Source organism: Pseudomonas sp. GW822-FHT01E03 (assembly GCF_058802985.1).
Genome location: NZ_JBXAOQ010000002.1, coordinates 247,523 through 271,854 on the forward strand (window position 1 = coordinate 247,523; position 24,332 = coordinate 271,854).

Annotated in this window: 23 protein-coding genes; 14 read left to right on the forward strand and 9 right to left on the reverse strand. The window is 59.9% G+C overall.

What is annotated here, in order from left to right; translation table 11 throughout:
• Positions 1-5: 5 nt before the first annotated feature.
• Complete coding sequence (coaBC, locus tag AC1RP7_RS04350; protein ID WP_090452162.1) at positions 6-1,214, reverse strand: bifunctional phosphopantothenoylcysteine decarboxylase/phosphopantothenate--cysteine ligase CoaBC; 1,209 nt, start codon at positions 1,212-1,214, stop codon at positions 6-8.
• Between the two features lie 135 nt (positions 1,215-1,349).
• Between coaBC and radC the strand changes: the two genes are divergently transcribed.
• Entirely contained in the window at positions 1,350-2,024 is a 675-nt protein-coding gene (gene radC, locus AC1RP7_RS04355) for a RadC family protein (RefSeq protein ID WP_057712747.1), read from the forward strand.
• A 135-nt stretch (positions 2,025-2,159) separates the two neighbouring features.
• Here radC and AC1RP7_RS04360 read toward each other — a convergent pair whose 3' ends face one another.
• On the reverse strand, positions 2,160-3,746 hold the full coding sequence (locus tag AC1RP7_RS04360) for an ABC transporter substrate-binding protein (protein WP_429521720.1): 1,587 nt from the start codon (positions 3,744-3,746) through the stop codon (positions 2,160-2,162).
• Between the two features lie 446 nt (positions 3,747-4,192).
• Here AC1RP7_RS04360 and rpmB point away from each other — a divergent pair, with 446 nt between their 5' ends.
• Positions 4,193-4,426 (forward strand): 50S ribosomal protein L28, encoded by a 234-nt coding sequence (rpmB, locus tag AC1RP7_RS04365; protein ID WP_007975166.1) that lies wholly within the window; start codon positions 4,193-4,195, stop codon positions 4,424-4,426.
• 11 nt (positions 4,427-4,437) lie between these two features.
• Positions 4,438-4,593 (forward strand): 50S ribosomal protein L33, encoded by a 156-nt coding sequence (gene rpmG / locus AC1RP7_RS04370; protein ID WP_003177274.1) that lies wholly within the window; start codon positions 4,438-4,440, stop codon positions 4,591-4,593.
• Positions 4,594-4,735: 142 nt separating this feature from the next.
• On the opposite strand, the gene AC1RP7_RS04375 is transcribed toward rpmG, so the two are convergent.
• Complete coding sequence (locus tag AC1RP7_RS04375) at positions 4,736-4,948, reverse strand: hypothetical protein (protein WP_057712749.1); 213 nt, start codon at positions 4,946-4,948, stop codon at positions 4,736-4,738.
• Between the two features lie 189 nt (positions 4,949-5,137).
• Complete coding sequence (locus AC1RP7_RS04380) at positions 5,138-5,500, reverse strand: cupin domain-containing protein (protein WP_057712750.1); 363 nt, start codon at positions 5,498-5,500, stop codon at positions 5,138-5,140.
• A gap of 257 nt (positions 5,501-5,757) precedes the next feature.
• On the opposite strand from AC1RP7_RS04380, the gene AC1RP7_RS04385 reads away from it, so the two are divergent.
• Positions 5,758-7,251 carry an aldehyde dehydrogenase gene (locus tag AC1RP7_RS04385; RefSeq protein ID WP_493181417.1) on the forward strand — a complete coding sequence of 498 codons (1,494 nt, stop codon included), beginning with the start codon at positions 5,758-5,760 and terminating at the stop codon, positions 7,249-7,251.
• 186 nt (positions 7,252-7,437) lie between these two features.
• Positions 7,438-8,580, forward strand: a complete 1,143-nt coding sequence (locus tag AC1RP7_RS04390) for an MFS transporter (protein ID WP_057712752.1) — start codon at positions 7,438-7,440, stop codon at positions 8,578-8,580.
• A 141-nt stretch (positions 8,581-8,721) separates the two neighbouring features.
• On the opposite strand, the gene AC1RP7_RS04395 is transcribed toward AC1RP7_RS04390, so the two are convergent.
• Positions 8,722-10,155 (reverse strand): aminotransferase-like domain-containing protein, encoded by a 1,434-nt coding sequence (locus tag AC1RP7_RS04395; protein ID WP_493181416.1) that lies wholly within the window; start codon positions 10,153-10,155, stop codon positions 8,722-8,724.
• Positions 10,156-10,334: 179 nt separating this feature from the next.
• On the opposite strand from AC1RP7_RS04395, the gene AC1RP7_RS04400 reads away from it, so the two are divergent.
• Complete coding sequence (locus tag AC1RP7_RS04400; protein WP_218494621.1) at positions 10,335-10,580, forward strand: DUF1127 domain-containing protein; 246 nt, start codon at positions 10,335-10,337, stop codon at positions 10,578-10,580.
• Positions 10,581-10,723: 143 nt separating this feature from the next.
• Here AC1RP7_RS04400 and AC1RP7_RS04405 read toward each other — a convergent pair whose 3' ends face one another.
• Positions 10,724-12,031, reverse strand: a complete 1,308-nt coding sequence (locus tag AC1RP7_RS04405; protein WP_493181415.1) for an NAD(P)/FAD-dependent oxidoreductase — start codon at positions 12,029-12,031, stop codon at positions 10,724-10,726.
• A 147-nt stretch (positions 12,032-12,178) separates the two neighbouring features.
• Here AC1RP7_RS04405 and AC1RP7_RS04410 point away from each other — a divergent pair, with 147 nt between their 5' ends.
• A complete protein-coding gene (locus tag AC1RP7_RS04410; RefSeq protein WP_007975156.1) occupies positions 12,179-12,532 on the forward strand; it encodes a YkgJ family cysteine cluster protein in 354 nt (117 codons plus the stop codon).
• 152 nt (positions 12,533-12,684) lie between these two features.
• On the opposite strand, the gene AC1RP7_RS04415 is transcribed toward AC1RP7_RS04410, so the two are convergent.
• A complete protein-coding gene (locus AC1RP7_RS04415; protein ID WP_007975155.1) occupies positions 12,685-13,173 on the reverse strand; it encodes an Lrp/AsnC ligand binding domain-containing protein in 489 nt (162 codons plus the stop codon).
• A 157-nt stretch (positions 13,174-13,330) separates the two neighbouring features.
• Here AC1RP7_RS04415 and dadA point away from each other — a divergent pair, with 157 nt between their 5' ends.
• The 6 genes from dadA (at position 13,331) to AC1RP7_RS04445 (ending at position 19,608) form a co-directional block, all read left to right on the forward strand.
• A complete protein-coding gene (dadA, locus tag AC1RP7_RS04420) occupies positions 13,331-14,635 on the forward strand; it encodes a D-amino acid dehydrogenase (protein ID WP_218494623.1) in 1,305 nt (434 codons plus the stop codon).
• Complete coding sequence (locus tag AC1RP7_RS04425) at positions 14,607-14,960, forward strand: RidA family protein (protein WP_218494624.1); 354 nt, start codon at positions 14,607-14,609, stop codon at positions 14,958-14,960. The genes dadA and AC1RP7_RS04425 overlap by 29 nt, the downstream gene beginning before the upstream one ends.
• 99 nt (positions 14,961-15,059) lie before the next feature.
• Positions 15,060-16,133, forward strand: a complete 1,074-nt coding sequence (gene alr, locus AC1RP7_RS04430; RefSeq protein ID WP_218494625.1) for an alanine racemase — start codon at positions 15,060-15,062, stop codon at positions 16,131-16,133.
• Positions 16,134-16,260: 127 nt separating this feature from the next.
• Complete coding sequence (locus AC1RP7_RS04435; RefSeq protein WP_008023455.1) at positions 16,261-16,809, forward strand: cupin domain-containing protein; 549 nt, start codon at positions 16,261-16,263, stop codon at positions 16,807-16,809.
• Positions 16,810-16,991: 182 nt separating this feature from the next.
• A complete protein-coding gene (locus AC1RP7_RS04440) occupies positions 16,992-17,414 on the forward strand; it encodes a c-type cytochrome (protein WP_150815265.1) in 423 nt (140 codons plus the stop codon).
• A gap of 271 nt (positions 17,415-17,685) precedes the next feature.
• Positions 17,686-19,608: an acetyl-CoA hydrolase/transferase C-terminal domain-containing protein gene (locus AC1RP7_RS04445; RefSeq protein WP_493181414.1), complete on the forward strand. Its 1,923-nt coding sequence runs from the start codon at positions 17,686-17,688 to the stop codon at positions 19,606-19,608.
• Between the two features lie 131 nt (positions 19,609-19,739).
• Here the strand turns inward: AC1RP7_RS04445 and AC1RP7_RS04450 are convergent, their stop codons facing one another.
• Both AC1RP7_RS04450 and rep read right to left on the reverse strand, forming a co-directional pair.
• Positions 19,740-20,312, reverse strand: coding sequence for a xanthine phosphoribosyltransferase (locus AC1RP7_RS04450; RefSeq protein WP_057712760.1), 573 nt, complete (start codon positions 20,310-20,312; stop codon positions 19,740-19,742).
• 57 nt (positions 20,313-20,369) lie between these two features.
• Complete coding sequence (gene rep, locus AC1RP7_RS04455; RefSeq protein WP_349735818.1) at positions 20,370-22,379, reverse strand: DNA helicase Rep; 2,010 nt, start codon at positions 22,377-22,379, stop codon at positions 20,370-20,372.
• A gap of 264 nt (positions 22,380-22,643) precedes the next feature.
• Between rep and AC1RP7_RS04460 the strand changes: the two genes are divergently transcribed.
• Positions 22,644-24,317 (forward strand): putative bifunctional diguanylate cyclase/phosphodiesterase, encoded by a 1,674-nt coding sequence (locus AC1RP7_RS04460; protein ID WP_493181413.1) that lies wholly within the window; start codon positions 22,644-22,646, stop codon positions 24,315-24,317.
• The last annotated feature ends 15 nt before the right edge of the window (positions 24,318-24,332 follow it).

The window sequence follows — 24,332 nt, forward strand, 5'->3', positions numbered from 1 at the left end:
GTAAATTAAACCTGGTTCAGACGTTCGGCGATAAAAGTGATCAGCTGGCGAGCAATCTTGCTCTTGCTGGTCTGGGCGAAAAGTGTGGCGTGAAGCTCACGGTCGATGACGCTGCAGGCGTTTTCTTCGCTGTTGAAGCCAATGCTCGGGTTGGCGACGTCGTTGGCGACGATCAGATCGAGGTTCTTGTCTTTCAACTTGCGTGCAGCGTAATCGAGCAGGTGTTCGGTCTCGGCTGCAAAACCGACACTGAACGGGCGGTCGGGGCGGGTGGCGATGGTGGCCAGGATGTCCGGGTTACGCACCATCTGTAGCAACAAGCCGTCGCCGTTCGTAGGATCTTTCTTGAGTTTCTGCGGGGCGACGACTTCCGGACGGTAATCCGCGACCGCTGCCGAGGCGATGAACAGGTCGCAAGGGATCGCCGCTTCACACGCGGCCAGCATGTCGCGGGCGCTGACCACGTCGATACGGTTGACGCGATCCGGAGTCGGCAGGTGCACGGGGCCGGTGATCAGGGTTACGCGGGCACCAGCCTCCACAGCGGCTTCGGCCAGGGCAAAGCCCATTTTTCCGGAGCTGTGGTTGGTGATGTAGCGCACCGGGTCGATGTTTTCCTGGGTCGGGCCGGCCGTAATCAGCACGTGTTTGCCGGTCAGTGCCTGACGCTGGAAGCAGTCGGCGGCGCACTGGGCCAGTTCAAGGGCTTCGAGCATGCGTCCCAGGCCGACGTCGCCGCAGGCCTGGCTGCCGGAGGCTGGGCCGAAAACCTTGATGTCGCGGCTTTCGAGGGTTTGCAGGTTGGCCTGGGTCGCCGGATCGCGCCACATCGCCTGGTTCATTGCCGGCGCGACGGCGACCACTGCGTCGGTGGCCAGCACCAGCGTGGTCAGCAGATCATCGGCGATGCCTTGGGCCAGGCGGGCGATCAGGTCCGCCGTGGCGGGGGCGATCAGCACCAGATCGGCCCATTTGGCCAGTTCGATGTGGCCCATGGCCGCCTCGGCCGCCGGGTCCAGCAGGTCCAGGTGGACCGGGTGCCCGGACAGGGCCTGCATGGTCAACGGGGTGATGAACTCTGCGCCGCCACGGGTCATGACCACGCGCACTTCGGCGCCCTGATCGATCAGGCGGCGAACCAGGTCGGCGCTCTTGTAGGCAGCGATACCGCCGCCGACGCCCAGAACAATGCGTTTCCGATACAGCCGCTGCATAGGCCTGCCTTTCAATTCGTTGGTGACATACGTGGCGAAACCCCCTCCCCAGGGTGAATTCGCCCGCAAAAAAGATGGGCTACGATATCACAGCGACCGCTACGGAACAGCGGTGCCCACAGACAGGGAGGTGCTATGAGTATTCGCGATTGGCCGGCGGCGGAACGGCCGCGGGAGAGGTTGCTTGAGCGGGGCGCGGGAAGCCTTTCGGATGCCGAATTGCTGGCGATCTTTTTACGCACCGGCGTGGTGGGTAAAAGTGCAGTAGATCTGGCGCGACACCTGTTGAATCAGTTTGGCAGCCTGCGTTTGTTGCTTGAAGCCGATCAGGAAGCGTTCAGCAAGCAGTTGGGACTTGGGCCGGCGAAATTTGCGCAGTTGCAGGCTGCGCAAGAAATGAGCAGGCGTCATCTGGCCGAGCGTGCGCGCCATAAGTCGGCACTGGAGAGTCCGCACGCGGTTCGCGAGTATCTGAAATCGATGCTGCGCCACGAGCCACACGAGGTGTTTGGTTGCCTGTTTCTCGATTCCAGGCATCAGGTACTGGCGTTCGAGACGCTGTTCCGCGGCTCCATCGACAACACCAGCGTTCATCCGCGAGAGGTGGTCAAGCGCGCCCTGGCCAACAACGCAGCGGCATTGATCCTCTGTCACAACCATCCCTCGGGCAACACCGACCCAAGTCAGTCCGACCGGGTGCTGACCAAGCGCCTGCAAAAGGCGCTGGAGTTGATTGACGTGCGGGTGCTCGACCATTTCATCATCGGCGATGGCGACCCGTTGTCGATGGCGGAGTATGGCTGGATGTAGGCAGGATGTGAGAAGCAGGCTTTCCATGTGGGAGCGAGCTTGCTCGCGATGGCGTCGGCACATTCAGCATTGATGTTGCCTGAAAGTCCGCTATCGCGAGCAAACTCGCTCCCACAGGTTTTGTGTTGTGTCAGATTATTTGAGGTTGACCTTGGAGTAATCCTGCCGGCCGAACGGGCTGACCGAATACCCCTCGACATCCTTGCGCGTCAGCGCGAAGGCCGTCGGGTGAGCCAGTGGTAGCCACAGCGCCTGCTGCTGGATCTGTGCCTGGGCCTGTTCGTAGAGTTTGCTACGCACACCTTGCTCGCCGGTGGTCTTGCCGGCGCTGATCAGCTTGTCCAGGTCCTGATTGCAGTAGCGGGCGAAGTTGGTGCCAGACTTGACCCCCGCGCAGGAAAACTGCGGCGTGAGGAAGTTGTCCGGGTCACCGTTGTCACCGGCCCAGCCCATGAACAGCAAGTCGTGCTCACCGGCCTTGGCGCGGCGGATCAGTTCGCCCCATTCGATCACGCGGATTTCGGCCTGAATGCCGATTTCCGCGAGGTCAGACTGCAGCAGTTGGGCACCAAGGCTTGGATTGGGGTTAAGCAGGCTGCCGGAAGGGCGGGTCCAGATGGTGGTCTGGAAGCCGTCCTTGAGTCCGGCCTTGGCCATCAAGGCCTTGGCCTTGGCGATGTCGTGAGGGTAACCCGGCAGGCCTTTGGCGTAGCTCCAGGTGTTGGGCGGATACGGACCGTTGGCCGCCTCGGCAGTGTCTTCGAACACGGCTTTGACATAGTTGGCCTTGTCGAAGGCAAGGTTGATGGCCTGGCGGACTTCAGGCTTGTCCAGTGGCGGATGCTGACTGTTGATGCCGACGAATGCGGTCATGAACGCGTCAGTCTTTTCGACTTTCAGCGTCGGCTCTTTCAGCGCTTCCTGTACGTCCAGAGGCTTGGGCGACAGGGCGATCTGGCATTCGTTGCGGCGCAATTTCTGCAGGCGCACGTTGGCGTCCGGGGTGATGGCAAAGATCAGCGGATCTACAGAGGGTTTGCCGCCGAAGTAGTCGGGGTTGGCTTTGTAGCGAACCGAGGCGTCCTTCTGGAAGCGAGTGAAAACGAACGGCCCTGTGCCGATCGGCTGGCTGTTGAGCTTCTCGGGTGTGCCGGCCTTCATCAGTTTGTCGGCGTATTCGGCCGAATAGATCGAGGCGAAACCCATACTCAGGGTCGCCAGGAAGGTCGAATCCGGGTGGTCGAGGGTGAAGCGCACGGTCTGCGGATCGAGGGCGTCGATTTTCTTGATCAATGCAGGCAACTGCATCGATTGCGCATGCGGGAAGCCGCTCTGGGCGACTTTGTGCCACGCATTGGCCGGGTCGAGCATACGGTCGAAGCTGAAAATCACGTCTTCGGCGTTCAAGTCGCGCGTTGGAGTGAAGTACTCGGTGCGATGGAATTTCACCTGCGGGTGCAACTTGAACACGTAGATCAGGCCATCGGGGCTGACTTCCCAGCTGTCGGCGAGGCTGGCGACCACTTTGCCACTGGCCGTGTCAAAGTCCACCAGGCGATTCATCAACACATCGGCCGAGGCATTGGTGGTGGTCAGCGAGTTGTACTGCACCACGTCGAACCCTTCAGGGCTGGCCTCGGTGCAGACGCTCAGGGCGGCGGCAAATGCCTGTGGGCTCAGCAGAAGCGGGGCGAGCAACAGCGGTAGGGCAGCAAGGCGCATGGTCGGCTTCCTATACAGGTCGAAGGCCCATCTGCAAGTGCAGTCTGGAAAAGGCTTACCCTAGTGGGCTCTTTTGCAAATGACTATCCCCTTTTTCATTTTAAGGGGACTATAGGCGACTGATTTTGCTGTGCAGCGGTTGAGCAAACCCCCTGGATGGCTCGCTGAACGATTTTCTGCGACGAGCGGTCGCCATCGACGATAGCCTTTGTCCAAGGCGCTCGGAGCCAGAAAAACGGGGTTTTTGTGAATTCAACGCACACTGAATGTTGTTGCTCTCTAGTCTTTCTGGTATAAAGCAGCGCTCTTTTCTAGGGGCCCGGTTCCTTCACTGTAGGTGTAGCCGGTAAGACCTCTAAAGAAACGCGGCGCCTGGCGCCAAATGACTGAGAGATTAAGCGGCCAACCCATGCCGGGTTGGGCATGTGGTTTTAGAGGGCTGAGGCATGTCTAGAGTCTGTCAAGTTACCGGTAAGGGTCCGGTGACTGGGAATAACATTTCCCACGCAAACAACAAAACCCGTCGTCGTTTCCTGCCGAACCTGCAGCATCACCGCTTCTGGGTTGAAGAAGAGAAACGTTTTGTGCGTCTGCGCGTATCTGCCAAAGGCATGCGTATCATCGACAAGCGTGGCATCACTGTCGTGCTGGCCGAACTTCGCCGCGATGGCAAGGTTTAAGGGAGCTAATCATGCGTGAATTGATTCGTTTGATTTCGAGCGCCGGTACTGGTCACTTTTACACTACCGACAAGAACAAGCGTACTACTCCGGACAAAATCGAGATCAAGAAATATGATCCGGTTGTTCGCAAGCACGTGATCTACAAAGAAGGCAAAATCAAGTAATTGATTTTTCCCTCTTACGAAAAAGGCCCGTATCGCGAGATACGGGCCTTTTTTGTTGTGCTTGAAAAAACGGACAGCTTTTCAGCCTGATCAAGTCATTGCGCTTCAGTGCTGAGTAGAGCGATGCATGGTTTGGCGCAAATCAATTGCCCATGGTGACATGGGTGATGATTTCGTTTTCAACCAGCAGATTGATCCGTGCGGGATTGTAGTCTTTGGTCATGATGAACCCGATGCCCCTCGGACGTACCGCCAGCCCGGTCTTGTTGGCGAGCTCTCCACGCAGCTCTTCGGAGTATTGTCGGCCGATGTACTGAATGGCTGTATCCAGGTGTTGTTTCAAATCAATGGTCATTTACCGCTTCCTTGCAATTGGTGAGTGAGCGAAATTGCTCCCGTCATCCGTCTTGGATGCCGTGAAGAAATACTGGAGCAGCTCCGGTCATTTATCACCTGTTGTACTGTGTCGCGATGTTTGCCGGGGTCCGCCCGTGAAAAAGCCCGTCACCGGGGACGGGCTTTGGGGTATTTCGATGATCTTGCTTCAAGCCTTCTGTTCAAACGCCACATAGATCTTGCGGCATGGCTCCAGCACTTCCCAGGTGCCGCGAAAGCCTGCCGGGATCACGAAGCGATCACCCACACGCAGCGTCTTGGCGTTGCCGTCGAGGTCACGTATCACGGAAACCCCCTGCACGATTTCGCAGTATTCGTGTTCGGTGAAGTTTACCGTCCACTGGCCGACAGCCCCTTCCCACACGCCGGCGTTCAATTGGCCGCAAGGGCTGTTGTAGTGGTTGTACACCGCTTGCTCGGGATCACCCTTCAGTACTTTGGTCGGATCCGGGCGATAGCGTTCGGCGGCGGTGGTGGCCTGGCTGAAGTCGACGATATTCTGGATGCTCATTGTTGTATTCCCCCGTCATTGCGGTGCGAGTGGTGGGTGTCCGGTCATACCGGACACGGGTATCGCCAAAGTCTATGTTTATTAAAATGAACATCGCAAGGCCGTTTGCCGGTGTTATGTCAAATATATTGAAACTTCACCTGCCGCTGGTTTAGGGTGGTGGATGCCTTGGGCCGAAAAGCAGGCTGGCCGGGCAGAATTCCTGACAGCGCCCGCGAAGAACGCGGGTGTCGTATCAATAAGAGGAGGACACTCGCATGACCACCCTGACCCGTGCCGACTGGGAACAACGTGCCCGCGACCTGAAAATCGAAGGCCGCGCCTATATCAATGGCGAATACACCGACGCCGTTTCCGGCGAGACATTCGAGTGCATCAGCCCGGTCGATGGCCGTCTGCTCGGCAAGATTGCCAGTTGTGACGCCGCCGATGCCCAGCGCGCCGTGGAAAACGCTCGCGCCACGTTCAATTCTGGTGTCTGGTCGCGTCTGGCGCCGACCAAACGCAAGTCCACCATGATCCGTTTTGCCGGCCTGCTCAAACAGCACGCCGAAGAGCTGGCCCTGCTTGAAACCCTGGACATGGGCAAGCCGATCAGCGATTCCCTGTACATCGACGTTCCCGGCGCGGCACAAGCCTTGAGCTGGAGCGGCGAAGCCATCGACAAGATCTACGACGAAGTGGCAGCCACTCCGCACGATCAGTTGGGTCTTGTGACCCGTGAGCCGGTGGGTGTTGTGGGCGCCATCGTGCCGTGGAACTTCCCGCTGATGATGGCGTGCTGGAAACTCGGTCCTGCGCTGTCCACCGGCAACTCGGTGATCCTCAAGCCGTCCGAAAAATCCCCGCTGACCGCCATCCGCATCGCTGAACTGGCTGTCGAAGCCGGCATCCCGAAAGGCGTGCTGAACGTGCTGCCGGGTTACGGTCACACCGTCGGCAAGGCCTTGGCCCTGCACAACGACGTCGACACCCTGGTATTCACCGGCTCGACCAAAATCGCCAAGCAATTGCTGATCTACTCCGGCGAGTCGAACATGAAGCGAGTCTGGCTCGAAGCCGGCGGCAAGAGCCCGAACATCGTGTTCGCCGATGCGCCGAATCTGCAGGATGCTGCCGAAGCCGCTGCTGGCGCCATCGCCTTCAACCAGGGCGAAGTCTGCACCGCCGGTTCGCGCCTGCTGGTGGAGCGTTCGATCAAGGACAAATTCCTGCCGCTGGTGATCGAGGCGCTGAAGGCCTGGAAGCCGGGCAATCCGCTGGATCCGGCGACCAATGTTGGCGCGCTGGTCGATACCCAGCAGATGAACGCCGTACTGTCCTACATCGAGTCCGGTCATGCCGACGGCGCCAGGTTGGTGGCCGGTGGCAAGCGTACGCTCCAGGAAACTGGCGGTACTTACGTTGAGCCGACGATTTTCGATGGTGTGAGCAATGCGATGAAAATCGCCCAGGAAGAAATCTTCGGCCCGGTACTGTCGGTCATCGAATTCGACAGCGCCGAAGAAGCCATCGCGATCGCCAACGACACACCGTACGGCCTGGCCGCTGCGGTCTGGACGGCCGACATTTCCAAGGCCCACCTCACCGCCCGCGCACTGCGTGCCGGTAGCGTGTGGGTCAACCAGTACGATGGCGGCGACATGACTGCTCCGTTCGGTGGCTTCAAGCAATCCGGCAACGGCCGCGACAAGTCCCTGCACGCGTTCGACAAATACACCGAGCTGAAGGCGACCTGGATCAAGTTGTAAGCCGTTAAGGGAGGTCTGTTGTAGAGCAGGCCTCCCGAACGACACAGATCCCTTGTGGGAGCGAGCTTGCTCGCGATAGCGGTGTAACAGTCGACTTCAATGTTGAATGTTGTTCCGTCATCGCGAGCAAGCTCGCTCCCACAATGTTTTGTGTTGTACATAAAAGTATCCACAGGAGCGTGGAACATGCGTTGGGCGACTTATTTCGCCGTTTTGGCATCTGTCCTGAGTGTCGGCCTGGCCTTGGGTGTCAGCATGCCGCTGGTGTCGTTTCGCCTGGAAAGCTGGGGCTACGGCTCGTTTGCCATTGGCGTGATGGCCGCGATGCCAGCCATCGGCGTCCTGCTGGGGGCGAAAATCTCCAGCCATCTGGCGGCGCGATTCGGCACGGCCAATCTGATGCGCCTGTGCCTGTGGGCCGGGGCGATTTCGATCGGTTTGCTGGCGCTGTTGCCGAGCTATCCGATCTGGTTGGTGCTGCGGCTGATGATCGGGGTGATCCTGACCCTTGTATTCATCATCGGTGAAAGCTGGATCAATCAACTGGTGGTCGAGCAATGGCGCGGGCGGCTGGTGGCGCTGTATGGCAGCAGCTACGCATTGAGTCAGCTGGCGGGGCCGGTGTTGTTGGGCTTCCTCGGTACCGAGCATGACTATGGCTTTTGGGTGGGCGTCGGTTTGCTGATGGCGGCTCCGTTCCTGTTGCTGGGCCGCAGTGGCGCGCCGAGCAGTGAAGCCAGCAGCGTGACCCTGCGTGATTTGCTTGAGTTTTGTCGTGGCCTGCCGGCGATTGCCTGGGCGGTGTCGCTGTTCGCCGCGTTCGAGGCGATGATTTTGACGCTGTTGCCGGTCTACTGCCTGCGCCAGGGCTTCACCACGGAGATCGCTCTGGCGATGGTCAGTACGGTGGTCGTCGGCGATGCGGTGCTGCAATTGCCGATTGGTGCGTTGGCCGATCGTTTGTCGCGCCGGGCGTTGTTTACCGGCTGCGCAGTCGTCTTGCTGGTGTCGAGCCTGGCGATTCCGATGCTGATCGACACACTGCTGATCTGGCCGCTGTGGGTCTTGTTTGGCGCCAGTGCCGGTGGCTTGTTCACCTTGTCACTGATCCTGATCGGCGAGCGTTATCGCGACGATGCACTGGTGCGGGCCAACGCGCATATTGCACAGCTGTGGGGGATTGGTTGCTTGGTCGGGCCGCTGCTGGCGGGTGCCGGCAGCCAGTGGATCAACGGCCATGCGTTGCCGTTGCTGATGGCCGTGGGGGCCTTGGGCGTGCTGATTGTGGTGTCGAGGCAAGGGGCGTTTGGCGCCGCTCAGCCAGCCTGATGAGCATCGCAGAACTGTGGCGGTCGAGTCTTACAACATCTTCCTCAGCCAACCGAATTGCTCAGCCAGGCATTGAAACGCCGCCGCCAACTCCGTTTGGCGGCGCAGATAGGCATATGGACGCTGATTCCCGAAGAAAGCTCAGTCGCTGAGCTGATCGTTTTCCGCCAGCAGTCTGATCGCTGTCGTACCGACCTTGCGTACTGCGTCTTCGATCTGCGGTGTTGGCTTGGCAGCGTAGTTCATGCGCAGGCAATTGCGGTACTTGCCCGAGGCGGAAAAAATACTGCCCACGGCAATCTGTACGCCCTGGTCGTGCAATGCACGATTCAGTTTCAGGGTGTCGAAACCTTCCGGTAATTCGATCCACAGCATGAAGCTACCCTGTGGGCGACTGGCGCGGGTGCCGGCCGGGAAGTAGCGGGTCACCCAATCAATCATCATGTCGCGATTGCGCTGGTATTGCGTACGCATCCGCCGCAAATGCGGTTCGAAGTGGCCACCTTTAAGGAATTCGGCGATGGCGATCTGCGGTTGTGGCGCGGTGGATCCGGTGCTGATGTATTTCATATGCAGTACCCGTTCCAGATAGCGACCGGGCGCGACCCAGCCGATGCGCAGGCCGGGTGCCAGGGTCTTGGAAAACGAACTGCACAATAGGACGCGACCGTCCTCGTCGAAGGACTTGATCGTGCGCGGACGCGGGTAGGTGTAGGCCAGTTCGCCATACACATCGTCCTCGATGATCGCCACGTCATAGCGCTGCGCAAGCGTCAACAACGCGCGTTTGCGCGACTCCGGCATGATGTAGCCCAACGGGTTGTTGCAGTTGGGGGTCAACTGTATGACCTTGATCGGCCACTGTTCCAGGGCCAGTTCCAGCGCTTCGAGGCTGATGCCGGTCAGTGGATCGGTGGGGATTTCCAGGGCCTTCATGCCCAGGCCCTTGAGGGTCTGCATCGCGCCGTGAAAGCTCGGCGAGTCCACCGCGACAATGTCGCCGGGCTCGCAGATCGCGCGAATACTGGTGGACAGCGCTTCATGGCATCCAGTGGTCACCACCAGTTCGCTGGCACTCAACTGGCAGCCGGAATCGAGCATCAGGCGAGCGATCTGTTCGCGCAGTTCAAGGTTGCCGTGGATGTTGTCGTAATACAGGCCGGGCATGTCCTGCCGACGGCTGATTCGCGCCAGGTCACGCAGCAGCGGTTTCATGGTCGCACTGGTGATGTCCGGCATGCCGCGACCCAGTTGCACCACGTCTTTGCGCGGAACGGCGCGAATCAACTCCAGCACTTGATCCCATTGGGAAATGTCCACCGGCCGTTGGGCCGGGCGGCCGACTGCCGGCAAATCCGGCAGTTCGCGGCTGGCCGGGACGAAGTACCCCGACTTGGGCCGAGGCATGGCCAGCCCGCTGTCCTCCAGCACCCGATAGGCCTGCTGCACTGTGCTCAGGCTGACGCCGTGCTCGACGCTCAGCGCCCGAACCGAAGGCAGCCGGTCACCGGGGCGATAGAAGCCCTGTTCGATACGTGTGCCGAGCAATTCGGCGAGGTTGACGTAAAGGGTCATGGTGCAGCCTCGATAAGGGTGATTCGGTTAACCAGTACAGATCGGGCGAAAAATCGGGATTCAGTGGCGGAATCGGCAAAACTGTATGGAGTTAATACAGTTGTTTTGAATCTGTAATGCTCTTGCGCGCCCACGCATCATGGAACCTCTGGCTACCCAAGTAAACAGGAGCATCCAAGATGAACGGTTTGAGCGATGTGCGGCTGACGTTACACAGTCAGGAGCTGGCGACCGGGCAGAACAACGGCACGCGGGAGGGGGGCATGGGCAATGCGTCGTCCGGCCTGAATCGCTGGGACCGGTTCTGGCGTCGCCTGCACACGCGCAAGGCGTTGCTGGCCCTGACGGCTGACCAGCTCCAGGATATCGGGCTGACGCGGGAGCAGGCGCGAGAGGAGGGGCTGAAGCCCTTCTGGCGGATCTGAGTTTTGCAGTGTTCTTCAGGGCCTCATCGCGAGCAAGCTCGCTCCCACAAGGAACGGTGGTGAACACAAATTTTGTGAACACCGCCAAACACTGTGGGAGCGAGCTTGCGCGCGATGGCGTCGGTACAGGCTCAGCTAAACCTTCAGACCAACTCTTTAAACCGATGCCACAACATTCCCAATGCCAGCAACGGCGAACGCAAATGCTTGCCACCCGGGAATGTGATGTGCGGCACCTTGGCAAACAGATCGAAGCCGCCGCTGTGCTGGCCGCTGATGGCTTCGGCCAACAGCTTGCCGGCCAGGTGCGTGGCGTTCACGCCATGACCGGAATAGGCCTGGGCGTAATACACATTCGGCTGGTCCTTGAGTCGCCCGATCTGCGGCAGGCGGTTGGCGCCGATACCGATCATGCCGCCCCATTGGTAATCGATCTTCACCGCACTCAGTTGCGGGAAGACCTCCAGCATTTTCGGACGCATGTACGCAGCGATGTCTTTGGGGTCGCGGCCGGAGTAATGGCAGGCACCACCAAACAGCAGGCGCCGGTCCGCCGAGAGTCGGTAGTAGTCCAGCGCCACGCGCTGGTCACAGACCGCCATGTTCTGCGGCAGAAGGGCGTGGGCCCGTTCTTCGCTCAATGGTTCGGTGGCGATGATGTAGCTGCCGGCAGGCAGGACTTTGCCGCTGAGTTCCGGGTTGAGGTCATTGAGGTAGGCATTGCAACCCAGTACCAGGGTCTTGGCGCGCACCGAGCCCTCGGCGGCATGGACCTTGACCTCTGGGCCATAGTCGATGCGGGTCACGGCCGAGTGCTCGAACAACTGGACCCCCAATCGTTGTGCCGCGGATGCTTCGCCCAGGGCCAGGTTCAGTGGATGCAGGTGCCCCGAGCCCATGTCGATCAGGCCGCCGACGTAACGCGTAGAGCCGACCACGGTGTGCATCTCGTTGGCTTGCAGCAAACGGGTCTCGTAGCGATAACCGAGGCTGCGCAGCTCTTCGGCATCCTCGGCGAAACCTTCAAGGTCACGGGGCTTGTTGGCGAGGTCGCAGTATCCCCAGGTCAGGTCACAGGGGATCTGGAAGTGCTCGACCCGTTGCCGGACGATTTCCACGGCTTCCAGGCCCATGAGTTTCATTTGCCGAACACCTTCGACACCGATGACGTTGGTGAACTGATCGAGGCCGTGGCCGACGCCGCGAATCAGTTGCCCGCCATTGCGTCCACTGGCGCCCCAGCCGATTCGATGGGCTTCAAGCAACACTACGCTGAGGCCGCGTTCGGCCAGCTCAAGCGCCGTGTTCAGCCCCGAAAACCCACCGCCCACCACACAGACATCGGCCAGCACTTCGCCTTGGAGCGCCGGAAGTTCGGGTTGCGGCAGGCTGCTGGCGGCGTAGTAGGACGCGGTGTGGTTCATTGCAGGCTGTTGAGCACGGGCATTCATGTGCGTGTTCCTGATGCTTGCGTTTAGAAAGCTTGACGGAGCATAAGCCGGACCTTCCCGGACGGGCAACATTGGTCGGCTGGTGCTGTCTGGATCGGGGCTTTTGCGTCAGAATCGCGCTCTATTCCGCTATTGGTCACCGCTTCAATGAGCTGCAACAGTCAGACAATCCGCACATTGCGACAGCAGATTCCCTCGTTCGAGTGCGTTCCCGGCTGCCATGACTGCTGCGGGCCGGTGACCACCTCGCCGGAAGAAATGTCACGCCTGCCGCGCAAGACCCGCGCCGAGCAGGATGCCGCCATGGAAGAACTCAACTGTGTGCACCTGGGGCCCAATGGTTGCACGGTGTATGACGAGCGGCCGCTGATCTGCCGGTTGTTCGGTACCACCAAGACCTTGCCGTGCCCCAATGGACGTGGGCCAGTGGAGTTGATTCATCCGCGGGTGGAGAAGCAGGTGTTCGAGTACATGGCCAGTACCCGGCAGGTGTTGGTTTAAAACAGCGGGTCTTCAGGTGGACCGAGTTGCCTCAATCGCGAGCAAGCTCGCTCCCACAGGTATTTGAGTCTGCCTGAATTTTGTGTTCAAAACCGGTTCATTGTGGGAGCGAGCTTGCTCGCGATGGGGTCGGAACAGACACCGGAAAATCTTCAATCCGGAATCGGCAGAGTCAGGCTCTCTTTCACCTCTTCCATCACGATGTAACTCTTGGACTCGCGCACGTGGGGCAGCTTGAGCAGGATGTCGCCCAGCAATTTGCGGTACGAGGCCATCTCGGAAATCCGCGCCTTCACCAGGTAGTCGAAATCCCCTGACACCAGGTGGCACTCCAGCACATGGGGCAACTTCAGCACCGCACGTCGAAACTCTTCGAAAGTATCGCCGGATTTGTAGTCCAGGCTGATCTCGACGAACACCAGCAGACTACCCTTCAGATGCTGCGGATTGAGCCTGGCGTTGTAGCCCATGATGATCCCTTCGCGCTCCAGACGCCGGACCCGCTCGGTACAGGGCGTGGTCGAGAGCCCGACCTTTTCCCCAAGCTCGGTAAAGGAAATCCGCCCGTCCGCTTGCAGGATCCGCAGGATGTTGCGGTCGATCTTGTCCAGCTCACGTTTGGTCTGAGTGTTGGTACGCATAGGGGATGCGCCTCCGTGAAAAGGGTTTTTGCCGAGAATTGTCGCCAAATATAGGCGCTTATATAGTGAAATGCACTGGCAAATCTTTTTTACACTGCGCACATCTGAAGCTCTGAATAACAAACGTCAGCGGTTAGCCGCGATGAGGGATATGAAAATGCGCGTCATGGTCTTGGGTAGCGGCGTCATCGGTACCACCAGTGCTTATTATCTGGCCCGTGCCGGGTTTGAAGTGGTGGTTGTGGACCGGCAGCCGGCCGCTGCCATGGAGACCAGTTTCGCCAATGCCGGGCAGGTCTCGCCGGGTTATGCTTCGCCGTGGGCCGCGCCGGGCGTGCCGCTCAAGGCCATCAAGTGGCTGTTGCAGCGCCACGCGCCACTGGCGATCAAGGCCACGGCCGACATCGACCAGTACCTGTGGATGGCACAGATGCTGCGCAACTGCACCGCCAGCCGTTACGCGGTGAACAAGGAGCGCATGGTCCGTCTGTCCGAGTACAGCCGTGACTGCCTCGATGAACTGCGTGCCGAAACCGGCATTGCCTACGAAGGCCGTAGCCTCGGTACCACCCAACTGTTCCGCACCCAGGCTCAACTGGACGGCGCCGCGAAAGACATCGCCGTGCTGAAAGAGTCCGGCGTGCCGTTCGAATTGCTCGACCGTGAAGGTATTGCCCGCGTTGAGCCGGCGCTGGCCAGCGTCACTGACATTCTCGCCGGTGCCTTGCGCCTGCCGAACGACCAGACCGGCGACTGCCAGATGTTCACCACCAAGCTCGCCGAGATGGCCGCGAACCTCGGTGTGCAATTCCGTTTCGACCAGGACATTCAGCGCCTCGACTTCGCCGGTGACCGCATCAACGGCGTATGGATCGACGGCAAGCTGGAAACCGCCGACCGCTACGTGTTGGCGCTTGGCAGCTACTCGCCGCAACTGCTCAAACCACTGGGGATCAAGGCGCCGGTGTACCCGCTCAAGGGCTACTCCCTGACCGTGCCGATCACCAACCCGGCAATGGCCCCGACTTCGACCATTCTCGACGAGACCTACAAGGTCGCGATCACCCGTTTTGACAACCGCATCCGCGTTGGCGGCATGGCGGAGATCGCCGGTTTTGACCTGTCGCTGAATCCGCGCCGGCGCGAAACCCTGGAGATGATCGTCAACGACCTTTATCCTCAGGGCGGCAATCTGGCCGAAGCGAGCTTTTGGACCGGCCTGCGCCCGACCACTCCAGATGGCACGCCAATCGTAGGCGCCACACCGTTCAAGAACCTGTTCCTGAACACCGGTCACGGCACGCTCGGCTGGACCATGGCCTGTGGCTCCGGTCGCTTGCTTGCTGACTTGATGGCCAAGAGAAAGCCGCAGATCAGCGCCGAAGGCCTCGATATTTCCCGTTACGGCAACAAAACCCAGGAGTCTGCTAAGCATGTCAGTCCAGCGCCAGCTCACCAATGAGCGCATGAGTCAGATCGTCACCCATAACGGCACGGTTTACCTGGCCGGACAGGTGGGCGACGACATGAACTCCGGGATTGAACAGCAGACCCGTGAAACTCTCGCCAACATCGAGCGGTTGCTCGATCTGGCCGGCACCGACAAGCACAATCTGCTGTCGGTGACGATTTACCTGAAGGACATCGACGCGCATTTCGAAGGCATGAACGCGGTGTGGGACAAGTGGCTGCCAAAAGGCGTCGCTCCCGCCCGAGCCACCGTTGAAGCGAAATTGTGCGAACCGGAAATCCTGGTCGAGTTGTCGGTTGTCGCCGCTCTGCCATAAGCCTGTCAGAAAAGATCCCTCTCCCGGTGCTGTTGGTGGTTAACGCTGTCAGCCAGCACCGGTTTTTCTTCCCGATAACCCGACCAGAAGTCTGCCGCCATGCGTCCTGCCCGTGCCCTGATCGACCTTCAAGCCCTGCGTCACAACTACCGGATCGCCCGTGAACTCACGGGGGCTCGTGCCCTCGCGGTGATCAAGGCCGATGCCTATGGCCATGGCGCGGTGCGTTGCGCCCAGGCGCTGGAAGCCGAGGCGGACGGGTTTGCCGTGGCCTGCATCGAAGAGGCGTTGGAGCTGCGGGCGGCGGGCATTCGTGCGCCGGTCCTGCTGTTGGAAGGCTTTTTCGAAGCCGACGAGCTGGCGCTGATCGTCGAGCATGATTTCTGGTGCGTGGTGCATTCGCTGTGGCAGCTCGAAGCCATCGAAAACGCCGCGTTGAGCAAGCCGATCACCGTGTGGCTGAAGCTCGACTCGGGCATGCATCGCGTGGGGCTGCACCCGACGGATTATCAAGCGGCCTATCAACGGCTGCTGGCCAGCGGCAAGGTCGCGAAAGTGGTGCTGATGAGCCACTTTGCGCGTGCCGATGAACTGCACGAACAGGCCAGCGCGGAGCAGGTGGCAGTATTTGAAGCGGCGCGCAAGGGCTTGTCCGCCGAGGTCAGCCTGCGTAACTCGCCGGCGGTGCTCGGTTGGCCGCAGATACCGAGTGACTGGGTGCGCCCAGGCATCATGCTCTATGGCGCCACGCCGTTCGAAGAGGCCAACGAAGTAGCATCGCGGCTGCAACCGGTCATGACCCTGGAATCGAAGGTGATCAGTGTGCGCGAGTTGCCGGCTGGCGAGCCCGTCGGTTACGGCGCCAAATTCATCACCCCCAAACCGATGCGCATTGGCGTGGTGGCCATGGGTTACGCCGACGGCTACCCACGTCTGGCACCGACCGGCACGCCAGTGCTGGTTGCCGGGCAGCGCAGCCAGTTGATCGGCCGGGTATCGATGGACATGCTCTGTATCGACCTGACCGATGTGCCGCAGGCCGGTCTCGGTTCGACCGTCGAGTTGTGGGGCAAAAACATCCTCGCCAGTGATGTGGCCATGGCTGCCGGCACGATTCCTTACCAGATCTTCTGCAACCTGCGCCGAGTGCCACTGCTCTATTCCGGGGCTTAGTGAGCAGGGCTCCAGACCGGAAGTCGCCTCGCTGAGCAGGATTCAGGTCAAGGTGTTGTAAATACTGAACGCTGTCGCCATGATAACGCTCAATATTCCAACAATCTGAATCCTGGAGGCGCAAGCTTTGGACGTCGGTGAACGACTGCAATCCATCCGTAGGCTCAAAGGCCTTTCCCAGCGTGAGCTCGCCAAACGGGCGGGGGTCACCAACAGCACGATTTCGATGATCGAGAAGAACAGCGTTAGCCCTTCGATCAGTTCGCTGCGCAAGGTGTTGGGCGGGATTCCCATGTCCATGGTCGAGTTCTTTTCCGAAGAAATCCTGCAGGAAAAACCGACCCAGATCGTTTACAAGGCCAACGAGCTGATCGATATTTCCGATGGTGCCGTGACCATGAAGCTGGTCGGTCGGGCGCACCCGAGCCGGGCCATCGCATTCCTCAATGAAATCTATCCGCCAGGCGCCGATACCGGTGACGAGATGCTCACCCATGAGGGCGAGGAAACCGGCATCCTGGTCGAAGGAAAACTGGAACTGGTGGTCGGTCTCGAAACTTTTGTCCTCGAAGCCGGCGATAGCTACTACTTTGAAAGTACCAAGCCACACCGTTTCCGTAATCCGTTCGATGTGCCGGCGCGACTAATCAGCGCAGCCACACCAGCGAATTTCTAAGAAAAGAGGCGTCCTGCCAGCATCGCAGAGGTGCCCGGGCTGTTTTTCCGTCGCGGCCTAAGACCCCTCCGACTTTGGGGTTGTTTCAGTGCGGCGGGCTTACCGCTATACTTGCGCCCGCCTGCGAACCGTGGCCGTAGGCGTGACTAGCCACCATTGAGGGTGAACGCGTGAACCTAATTATGAAAATGCTGGCTGCACCAGCAACCGTATTGGCCCTATGGGCTGTCAGTGTCAGCGCTCAGGCTGCGACCAACGACGATATTGCCAAACGCCTTGAGCCAGTCGGCCAGGTTTGTGTTCAGGGTAAAGAGTGCAAGGGCATGGAAGTGGCCGCTTCCGCTGGCGGCGGTGGTGGTGCGAAAACCCCGGATGAAGTGATTGCAAAACATTGCAACGCTTGCCACGGTTCAGGCCTGTTGGGCGCGCCGAAAATCGGTGATGCCGCCGCTTGGGGCGAGCGTGCCAAGAAAGAAGGTGGTGTTGACGGCTTGCTCGCCAAGGCGATCTCCGGCATCAACGCGATGCCGCCAAAAGGCACCTGCGCCGATTGTGCAGACGCCGAGCTCAAAGGCGCCATCCAGAAGATGTCCGGCCTGAAATAAGGCGCCGCATCGTTCGCAAAAAACCGTCCCAGGACGGTTTTTTTGTGCCTGCAATTCCGCGCTGACCCTTGTAGGAGCGAGCTCGCTCGCGATGGTCGTCAACGATAACGCTGGAAACCTGGCACCCCGCGGTGCTCTCAGGTTCTTCGCGAGCGAGCTCGCTCCTACAAGGTTTTTGTGGCAGCCGATTGGCATTAACGGGCTGTTCATTGCAGCGAATCCCCGGCAAGCTCGGTCTAACCCCACGTCATGGAATGTAAGGGAGGACCTGATGGTGCAGCTGTGTTCAATCGAGCAAGCGGTCGATGACGTCTTGGCACGGTTGCCGACGCATATCCACATGGGACTGCCTCTGGGGTTGGGCAAACCCAATCACTTCGTCAACGCGCTGTATCGACGAATCGCACAGTCGCCCGAGCGACGACTGACGATCTACACCGCGTTGTGTCTGGGGCGCCCACCCTTGGGCGATGGTTTGCAAAAGCGTTTTCTCGAACCCTTTGTCGAACGGGTGTTCGGCGATTATCCGGAGCTGGAATTTCTCGCCGACCTGCGTCGCGACGGTTTACCGGGCAACATCCACATCCAGCAGTTCTTCATGCAGCCTGGCAGCCTGCTCAACAGTGCTACGGCGCAACAGGATTACGTCAGCAGCAACTACAGCCATGCGGCCCGGGACATCAACACCGCCGGGTTGAATCTGGTGGCGCAACTGGTGGCCAGCCATGCCGAGCATCCCGACCGCTTGAGCCTCAGCTGCAACCCGGACATCACCCTCGACCTATTGCCGATGATCGCCAAGCGCCGCGCCGCCGGAGAAACCATCCTGATGGTCGGCCAAGTACACAACGATCTGCCTTACATGCCCGGCGATGCGGAACTGGGCATCGACACCTTTGACCTGCTGATCGATGAGAAGGACAACACCACGCTGTTTTCCACGCCAAACATGCCGGTGGGCTTTCAGGACCATTTCATCGGCCTGCACGCCAGCACTCTGGTGCGTGACGGCGGCACCTTGCAGATCGGTATCGGTTCCATGGGTGATGCGCTGACGGCGGCGCTGCTGGCGCGGCAAGCCGACAACGACGGATACAGGGCTTTGCTGGCAGACGTAAACCTCAGCCACTGGGCGCAACTGATTGAGCGCGAAGGCGGCATCGAGCCCTTCGCCAAAGGCCTGTATGGCTGCAGCGAAATGTTCGTCAACGGCTTGTTGGTGCTGGCCGATGCCGGGATCGTGCGGCGTAAGGTTTATCCGGACGCGGCGACCCAACAGCAGGCGAATGCCGGCACCCTCGACGAGGCTGCGCAAGCCGATGGCATCTCGGTGCATGGCGGATTCTTCCTCGGGCCGCGCAGCTTCTATGAACGCTTGCGTGAGTTGCCGCAGAGCAAGCGGCTTGAATTCAACATGACCCGCATCAGCTACATCAACGAGCTCTACGGCCAGGAAGAACTCAAGCGCTTGCAACGTCTCGATGCGAGGTTCATCAACACCGCGTTCACCGTGACCTTGCTCGGTGCCGCGGTGGCGGATCAGCTCGAAGACGGACGTGTGCTCAGCGGCGTAGGCGGGCAATACAACTTCGTGGTGCAGGGGCATGCGTTGCAAGACGCGCGTTCGGTGTTGCTGCTACGCAGCTGGCGTGAGTCTGGAGGTGACATCAGCTCGAACATCGTCTGGGAGTATGGTCACTGCACGATTCCGCGGCATCTGCGGGACATCGTGGTCACCGAGTACGGCATCGCCGACCTGCGGGGCAAGACCGATGCGGCGGTGATTGAAGCACTGTTAAATATCAGCGACTCACGTTTCCAGTCGGGGCTGATCGCGCAGGCACAGAAAGTCGGCAAACTGCCCAAGGACTTCTGTCTCGATCCTCGCTTTACCGATAACAGCCCGCAGCGTTTGCAGGAGATTCAGGCGCGGCATCCGCAGCTATTTCCAGAGTACCCACTGGGTTGTGATTTCACCGAGGTCGAGCGGGATGTGTTGCGGGCGCTGAACTGGCTCAAGAGCAAGTTCAAGCTGAGCGAGGTGCTGGAGTTGGGCAAGGCAGCGCTGGATGCGCCGGAGCCTGCGTTGTTTCCAGAGCATCTGGAGCGGATGCAATTGACCGATCCGGAAGGCCTCAAGGAAGATTTGTTTCAGCGGCTGTTGCTCACGGGCCTCAAGGCGACTGCGCAGTAACTGCCCCCCCAAAAAACAACTGTGGGAGCGAGCTTGCTCGCGATAGCGGTGTATCAGTCAACGAAGATGTCGACTGACACTATGCAATCGCGAGCAAGCTCGCTCCCACAGGGGGATGTGCAGTGTGGCCTTTATTCGATGAAGGTTACGACGCCACCGGCCAGCGACTTCACACGCGCCAGGGACTCTACGCGATAACCCTGCGAATCCAGCTCTGCACGGCCGCCCTGGAACGATTTCTCGATCACGATACCCAGGCCTGCCACGGTGGCGCCGGCCTGCTTGATGATCGAAATCAGTGCCTGGGACGCCTTACCGTTGGCCAGGAAGTCATCGATGATCAGCACGCGGTCGCTGCTGGTCAGGTGGCGCGGAGAGATGGCCACGGTGCTTTCGGTCTGCTTGGTGAACGAGTACACGGTCGCCGACAGCAGGTTTTCGGTCAGGGTCAGGGACTGGTGCTTGCGGGCGAAGATCACCGGCACGCCCAGGTTCAGACCGGTCATGATCGCCGGGGCGATGCCCGAGGCTTCGATGGTGACGATCTTGGTGATGCCCGAGTCCTTGAACAGCGTGGCAAATTCGTCGCCGATCAGCTTCATCAGGGCCGGGTCGATCTGGTGGTTCAGAAAGGCGTCGACTTTCAGGACCTGGTCGGAAAGCACGATGCCTTCTTCGCGAATTTTCTTGTGCAGGGCTTCCATGAAGCTGTCCTCTGTTGGCGCCTTGTGCGCCCTAAGGTTTTAAAAAAGTGGTCAATTCTAGCGCTTTAACATCGCGCGTATATCCGCCAGTGCGTTGTTGCCTCGCACGGCTTTGACTTCGGTCGGTGTGTCGTCGTTGCCTTCCCAGGCCAGGTCGTCCGGCGGCAACTCATCGAGGAAGCGGCTCGGCGCGCAATCGATGATCTCGCCGTACTGCTTGCGCTTGGCGGCGAAGGTGAAGGCCAGGGTCTGGCGCGCACGGGTAATGCCCACATAGGCCAGGCGACGTTCTTCTTCGATGGTGTCGGCTTCGATGCTTGAGCGGTGCGGGAGGATTTCCTCCTCCATGCCCATGATGAACACGTAGGGGAATTCCAGGCCCTTGGACGCATGCAAAGTCATCATCTGCACGCCTTCGGCGCCGTCTTCCTCTTCCTGCTGGCGCTCGAGCATGTCGCGCAGGACGAGTTTGCCGATGGCGTCCTCGACGGTCATCTCGCCTTCTTCGTCTTTTTCCAGGGTGTTCTTCAGCGCCTCGATCAGGAACCAGACGTTACCCATGCGGTAATCGGCGGCCTTGTCGCTGGAGCTGTTGGTGCGCAGCCAGTTCTCGTAGTCGATGTCCATGACCATGCTGCGCAGGGCCGAGATCGGGTCTTCGCCGGCACACTGCTCGCGCACCCTGTCCATGAAGCGCTTGAAGCGCGACAGGCGATCGGTGAAGCGGCTGTCGAGATGCTCGCCCAGGCCGATTTCGTCGGTGGCGGCGTACATCGAGACCTTGCGCTCGGTGGCGTAGTTGCCCAGCTTCTCCAGCGTGGTCGAGCCGATCTCGCGGCGCGGCACGTTGATCACCCGCAGGAAGGCGTTATCGTCGTCCGGGTTCACGATCAGGCGGAAGTAGGCCATCAGGTCTTTCACTTCCTGACGTCCGAAAAAGCTGTTGCCGCCGGACAGGCGATACGGCACCTGGTGGTGCTGCAATTTCAGCTCGATCAGCTTGGCCTGGTAGTTGCCGCGATACAGGATCGCGAAATCGCTGTACGGGCGGTCGGTGCGCAAGTGCAGGCTGAGGATTTCCATGGCCACGCGCTCGGCCTCGGCGTCCTCGTTGCGGCATCGGATCACGCGGATCTCGTCGCCGTGGCCCATTTCACTCCACAACTGTTTTTCGAATTCGTGGGGGTTGTTCGAGATCAGTACGTTGGCGCAGCGCAGGATGCGGCTGGTGGAGCGATAGTTCTGCTCCAGCATCACCACTTTCAAGGAGGGGTAGTCGTCCTTGAGCAGCATCAGGTTTTCCGGGCGTGCGCCGCGCCAGGCGTAGATCGACTGATCGTCGTCGCCCACCACGGTGAACTGGTTGCGTTTGCCGATGAGCATTTTCACCAGCAAATACTGGCTGGCGTTGGTGTCCTGGTATTCGTCCACCAGCAGGTAGCGCACTTTGTTCTGCCACTTTTCCAGGATGTCGGCGTGTTCTTCGAACAGCTTCACCGGGAGCAGGATCAGGTCGTCGAAATCCACCGCGTTGAACGCCTTGAGCGTGCGCTGGTAGTGGGTGTAGACGATGGCAGCGGTCTGCTCCTTGGGGTTGCGCGCATTTTCCAGGGCCTGGGCCGGCAGGATCAGGTCGTTTTTCCAGGCGCCGATCATGTTCTTGATCTCGTCGACGCCGTCGTCGCCCGAGTATTCCTTCTGCATGATGTCGGTCATCAGGGCCTTGACGTCGGTCTCGTCGAAGATCGAGAAGCCCGGTTTGTAGCCCAGCCGCACGTGTTCCTTGCGGATGATGTTCAGGCCCAGGTTGTGGAAGGTGCAGACCGTCAGGCCACGACCTTCGCCGGCGCGCAGCAGGGTGCCGACCCGTTCCTTCATCTCGCGGGCGGCCTTGTTGGTAAAGGTCATGGCGACGATGTACTGGGCGCGGATGCCGCAGTTCTGGATCAGGTGCGCGATTTTGCGCGTGATCACGCTGGTCTTGCCGGAGCCAGCACCGGCGAGCACCAAAAGAGGGCCGCCGACGTAGCTCACGGCTTCTTGCTGCCGGGGATTGAGTCGGGACATAGGTAAATTCAGGAGTCAGTCACGAAATGGGCCGGCATTTTAACAGGCTCAGCGAATTGTGCTGCTCTGTCCGACTTGTGACGTACCACGCTATCTGTAATTGCCGGTTTTGTTACTTTCACGCAGGATGCGCAACGAATTTGCGGCTAATGTTCGTAATTCCGGATACAAAGGTCTCGTTTTGCTCACCGATGTCATTGTCATTGGTCATCGGAACGGCATAATGCCCGTCGCCTACATCTTTGCAGAGTCTAGGGAGCTAGCTTGTCTACGCCTGTCGAACCCTTGCGTTTGCTGCTACTGGCCGAAGAGCCAGCGTGGGCAGCGTTGTTGCGCGAGTGTCTGGCTCCTATGGGGAGCTCGGCCGTGCTCATCAGCGCGCCGAGTTGGGAGTCGGTCAGCAGCCTGTTCGATGACAACCGCAGCGCGGTGTTATTGACCATCCCGCAACTTCAGCCGGCGCCGGGCCGTTGCAGCCTGCCGACGGTGTTGTTGCTCGACCATGAGCCGCTGATCCCGCCCGACGGCGTGAGTGACTGGTTGGTGCGCGATCATCTCGACCCCGGCATGTTGCGCCGTTGCCTACGCCATGTGCGCGAACGTGGCGTTCTGGAAAACACCCTTCAACGTCTGGCCGAGCAAGATCCGCTGACCGGCATCGCTAACCGCCAGGGCTTCCAGACTCTGCTGACGGCGCGCCTGGCGGAAAACGACGGTCGCGGCCTGGCCCTCGGTCATCTCGACCTCGACAACTTTCGTTATGCCAACGACGCCCTCGGCCATCAGGCCGGTGATCGCCTGATCCTGCAAGTGGTGGCGCGGCTCAAGAGTCAGCTTGAGGCCGGCGATCAACTGGCGCGCCTGGGCAGTGATGAATTCGCTCTGCTGATCGACACCCGTCGTGCTCCCCAGCGTGCCGAGTGGATGGCCGAGCGCATCAGCGAAGTACTGGCCGAGCCTTATTGGGTCGATGGCGAAAGCTTGTTGATCGGTTCCAGCCTGGGCATTGCCTACGCCCGGGCCCAGGCCGGTGCGGATCCGCTGATGTGGCATGCGCACATCGCCATGCAGCAGGCCAAAAGCACCCAAGGCTGCACCTTTCACATTTTCAACGAGCGCATCAATCGCAATGCCCGCAGCATCGCCGACCTCGAAAGCGAGTTGCGTCGGGCACTGCGCCGCGATGAGCTGGAGCTGCATTACCAGCCACGGCTGAACCTCGAAGACGGGCAGATCGTCGGCCTCGAAGCTTTGGTGCGCTGGCGGCATGCCGAGCGCGGCTTGCTTCCACCGAGTGAATTCGTGCCGCTGGCCGAGCAAAGTGGTCTGATCGTGCCGCTGGGCTACTGGGTAATTTCCCGGGCCTTGCGCGACATGCAGGCGCTGCTCGAGCTGGGATTGCCACCGTTGCACATGGCGATCAACCTGTCATTCCGGCAGTTCCAGGACAGCCAGTTGCTTTCGACCCTCAGTCGCCTGATTGCCGAGCGCGGTGTCGAGGCGCAGTGGCTGGAGTTCGAACTGACCGAAACCGCCGTGATGCGTCGCAGTGATCTGGTCAAGCAGACCATGGACGCCCTCGGGCGCCTCGGTGTGCGCTTCTCCCTCGACGACTTCGGCACCGGGTTCTCGTCGTTCGTGCACCTCAACAGCCTGCCGATCACCTTGCTGAAGATCGACAAGAGCTTTGTCGGCGGCATGGAGCAGCGTGAGGAAAACCGCAAACTGGTCCACGCGATGATCAACCTGGCGCACAACCTCAACCTCGAGGTGGTCGCAGAAGGCGTGGAAACGCTGGAGCAACTGGAGCTGCTGCGTGGGTTTGAATGCGATCAGGTGCAGGGGTATTTGATCAGCAGGCCATTGCCGCTGGCCGAACTGGTGGAGTATCTGACGTTTGGCAGCAATCAGCAGCCGATGCTGGAAATCGTGGGCTGAGGTTGCCACAGAGCC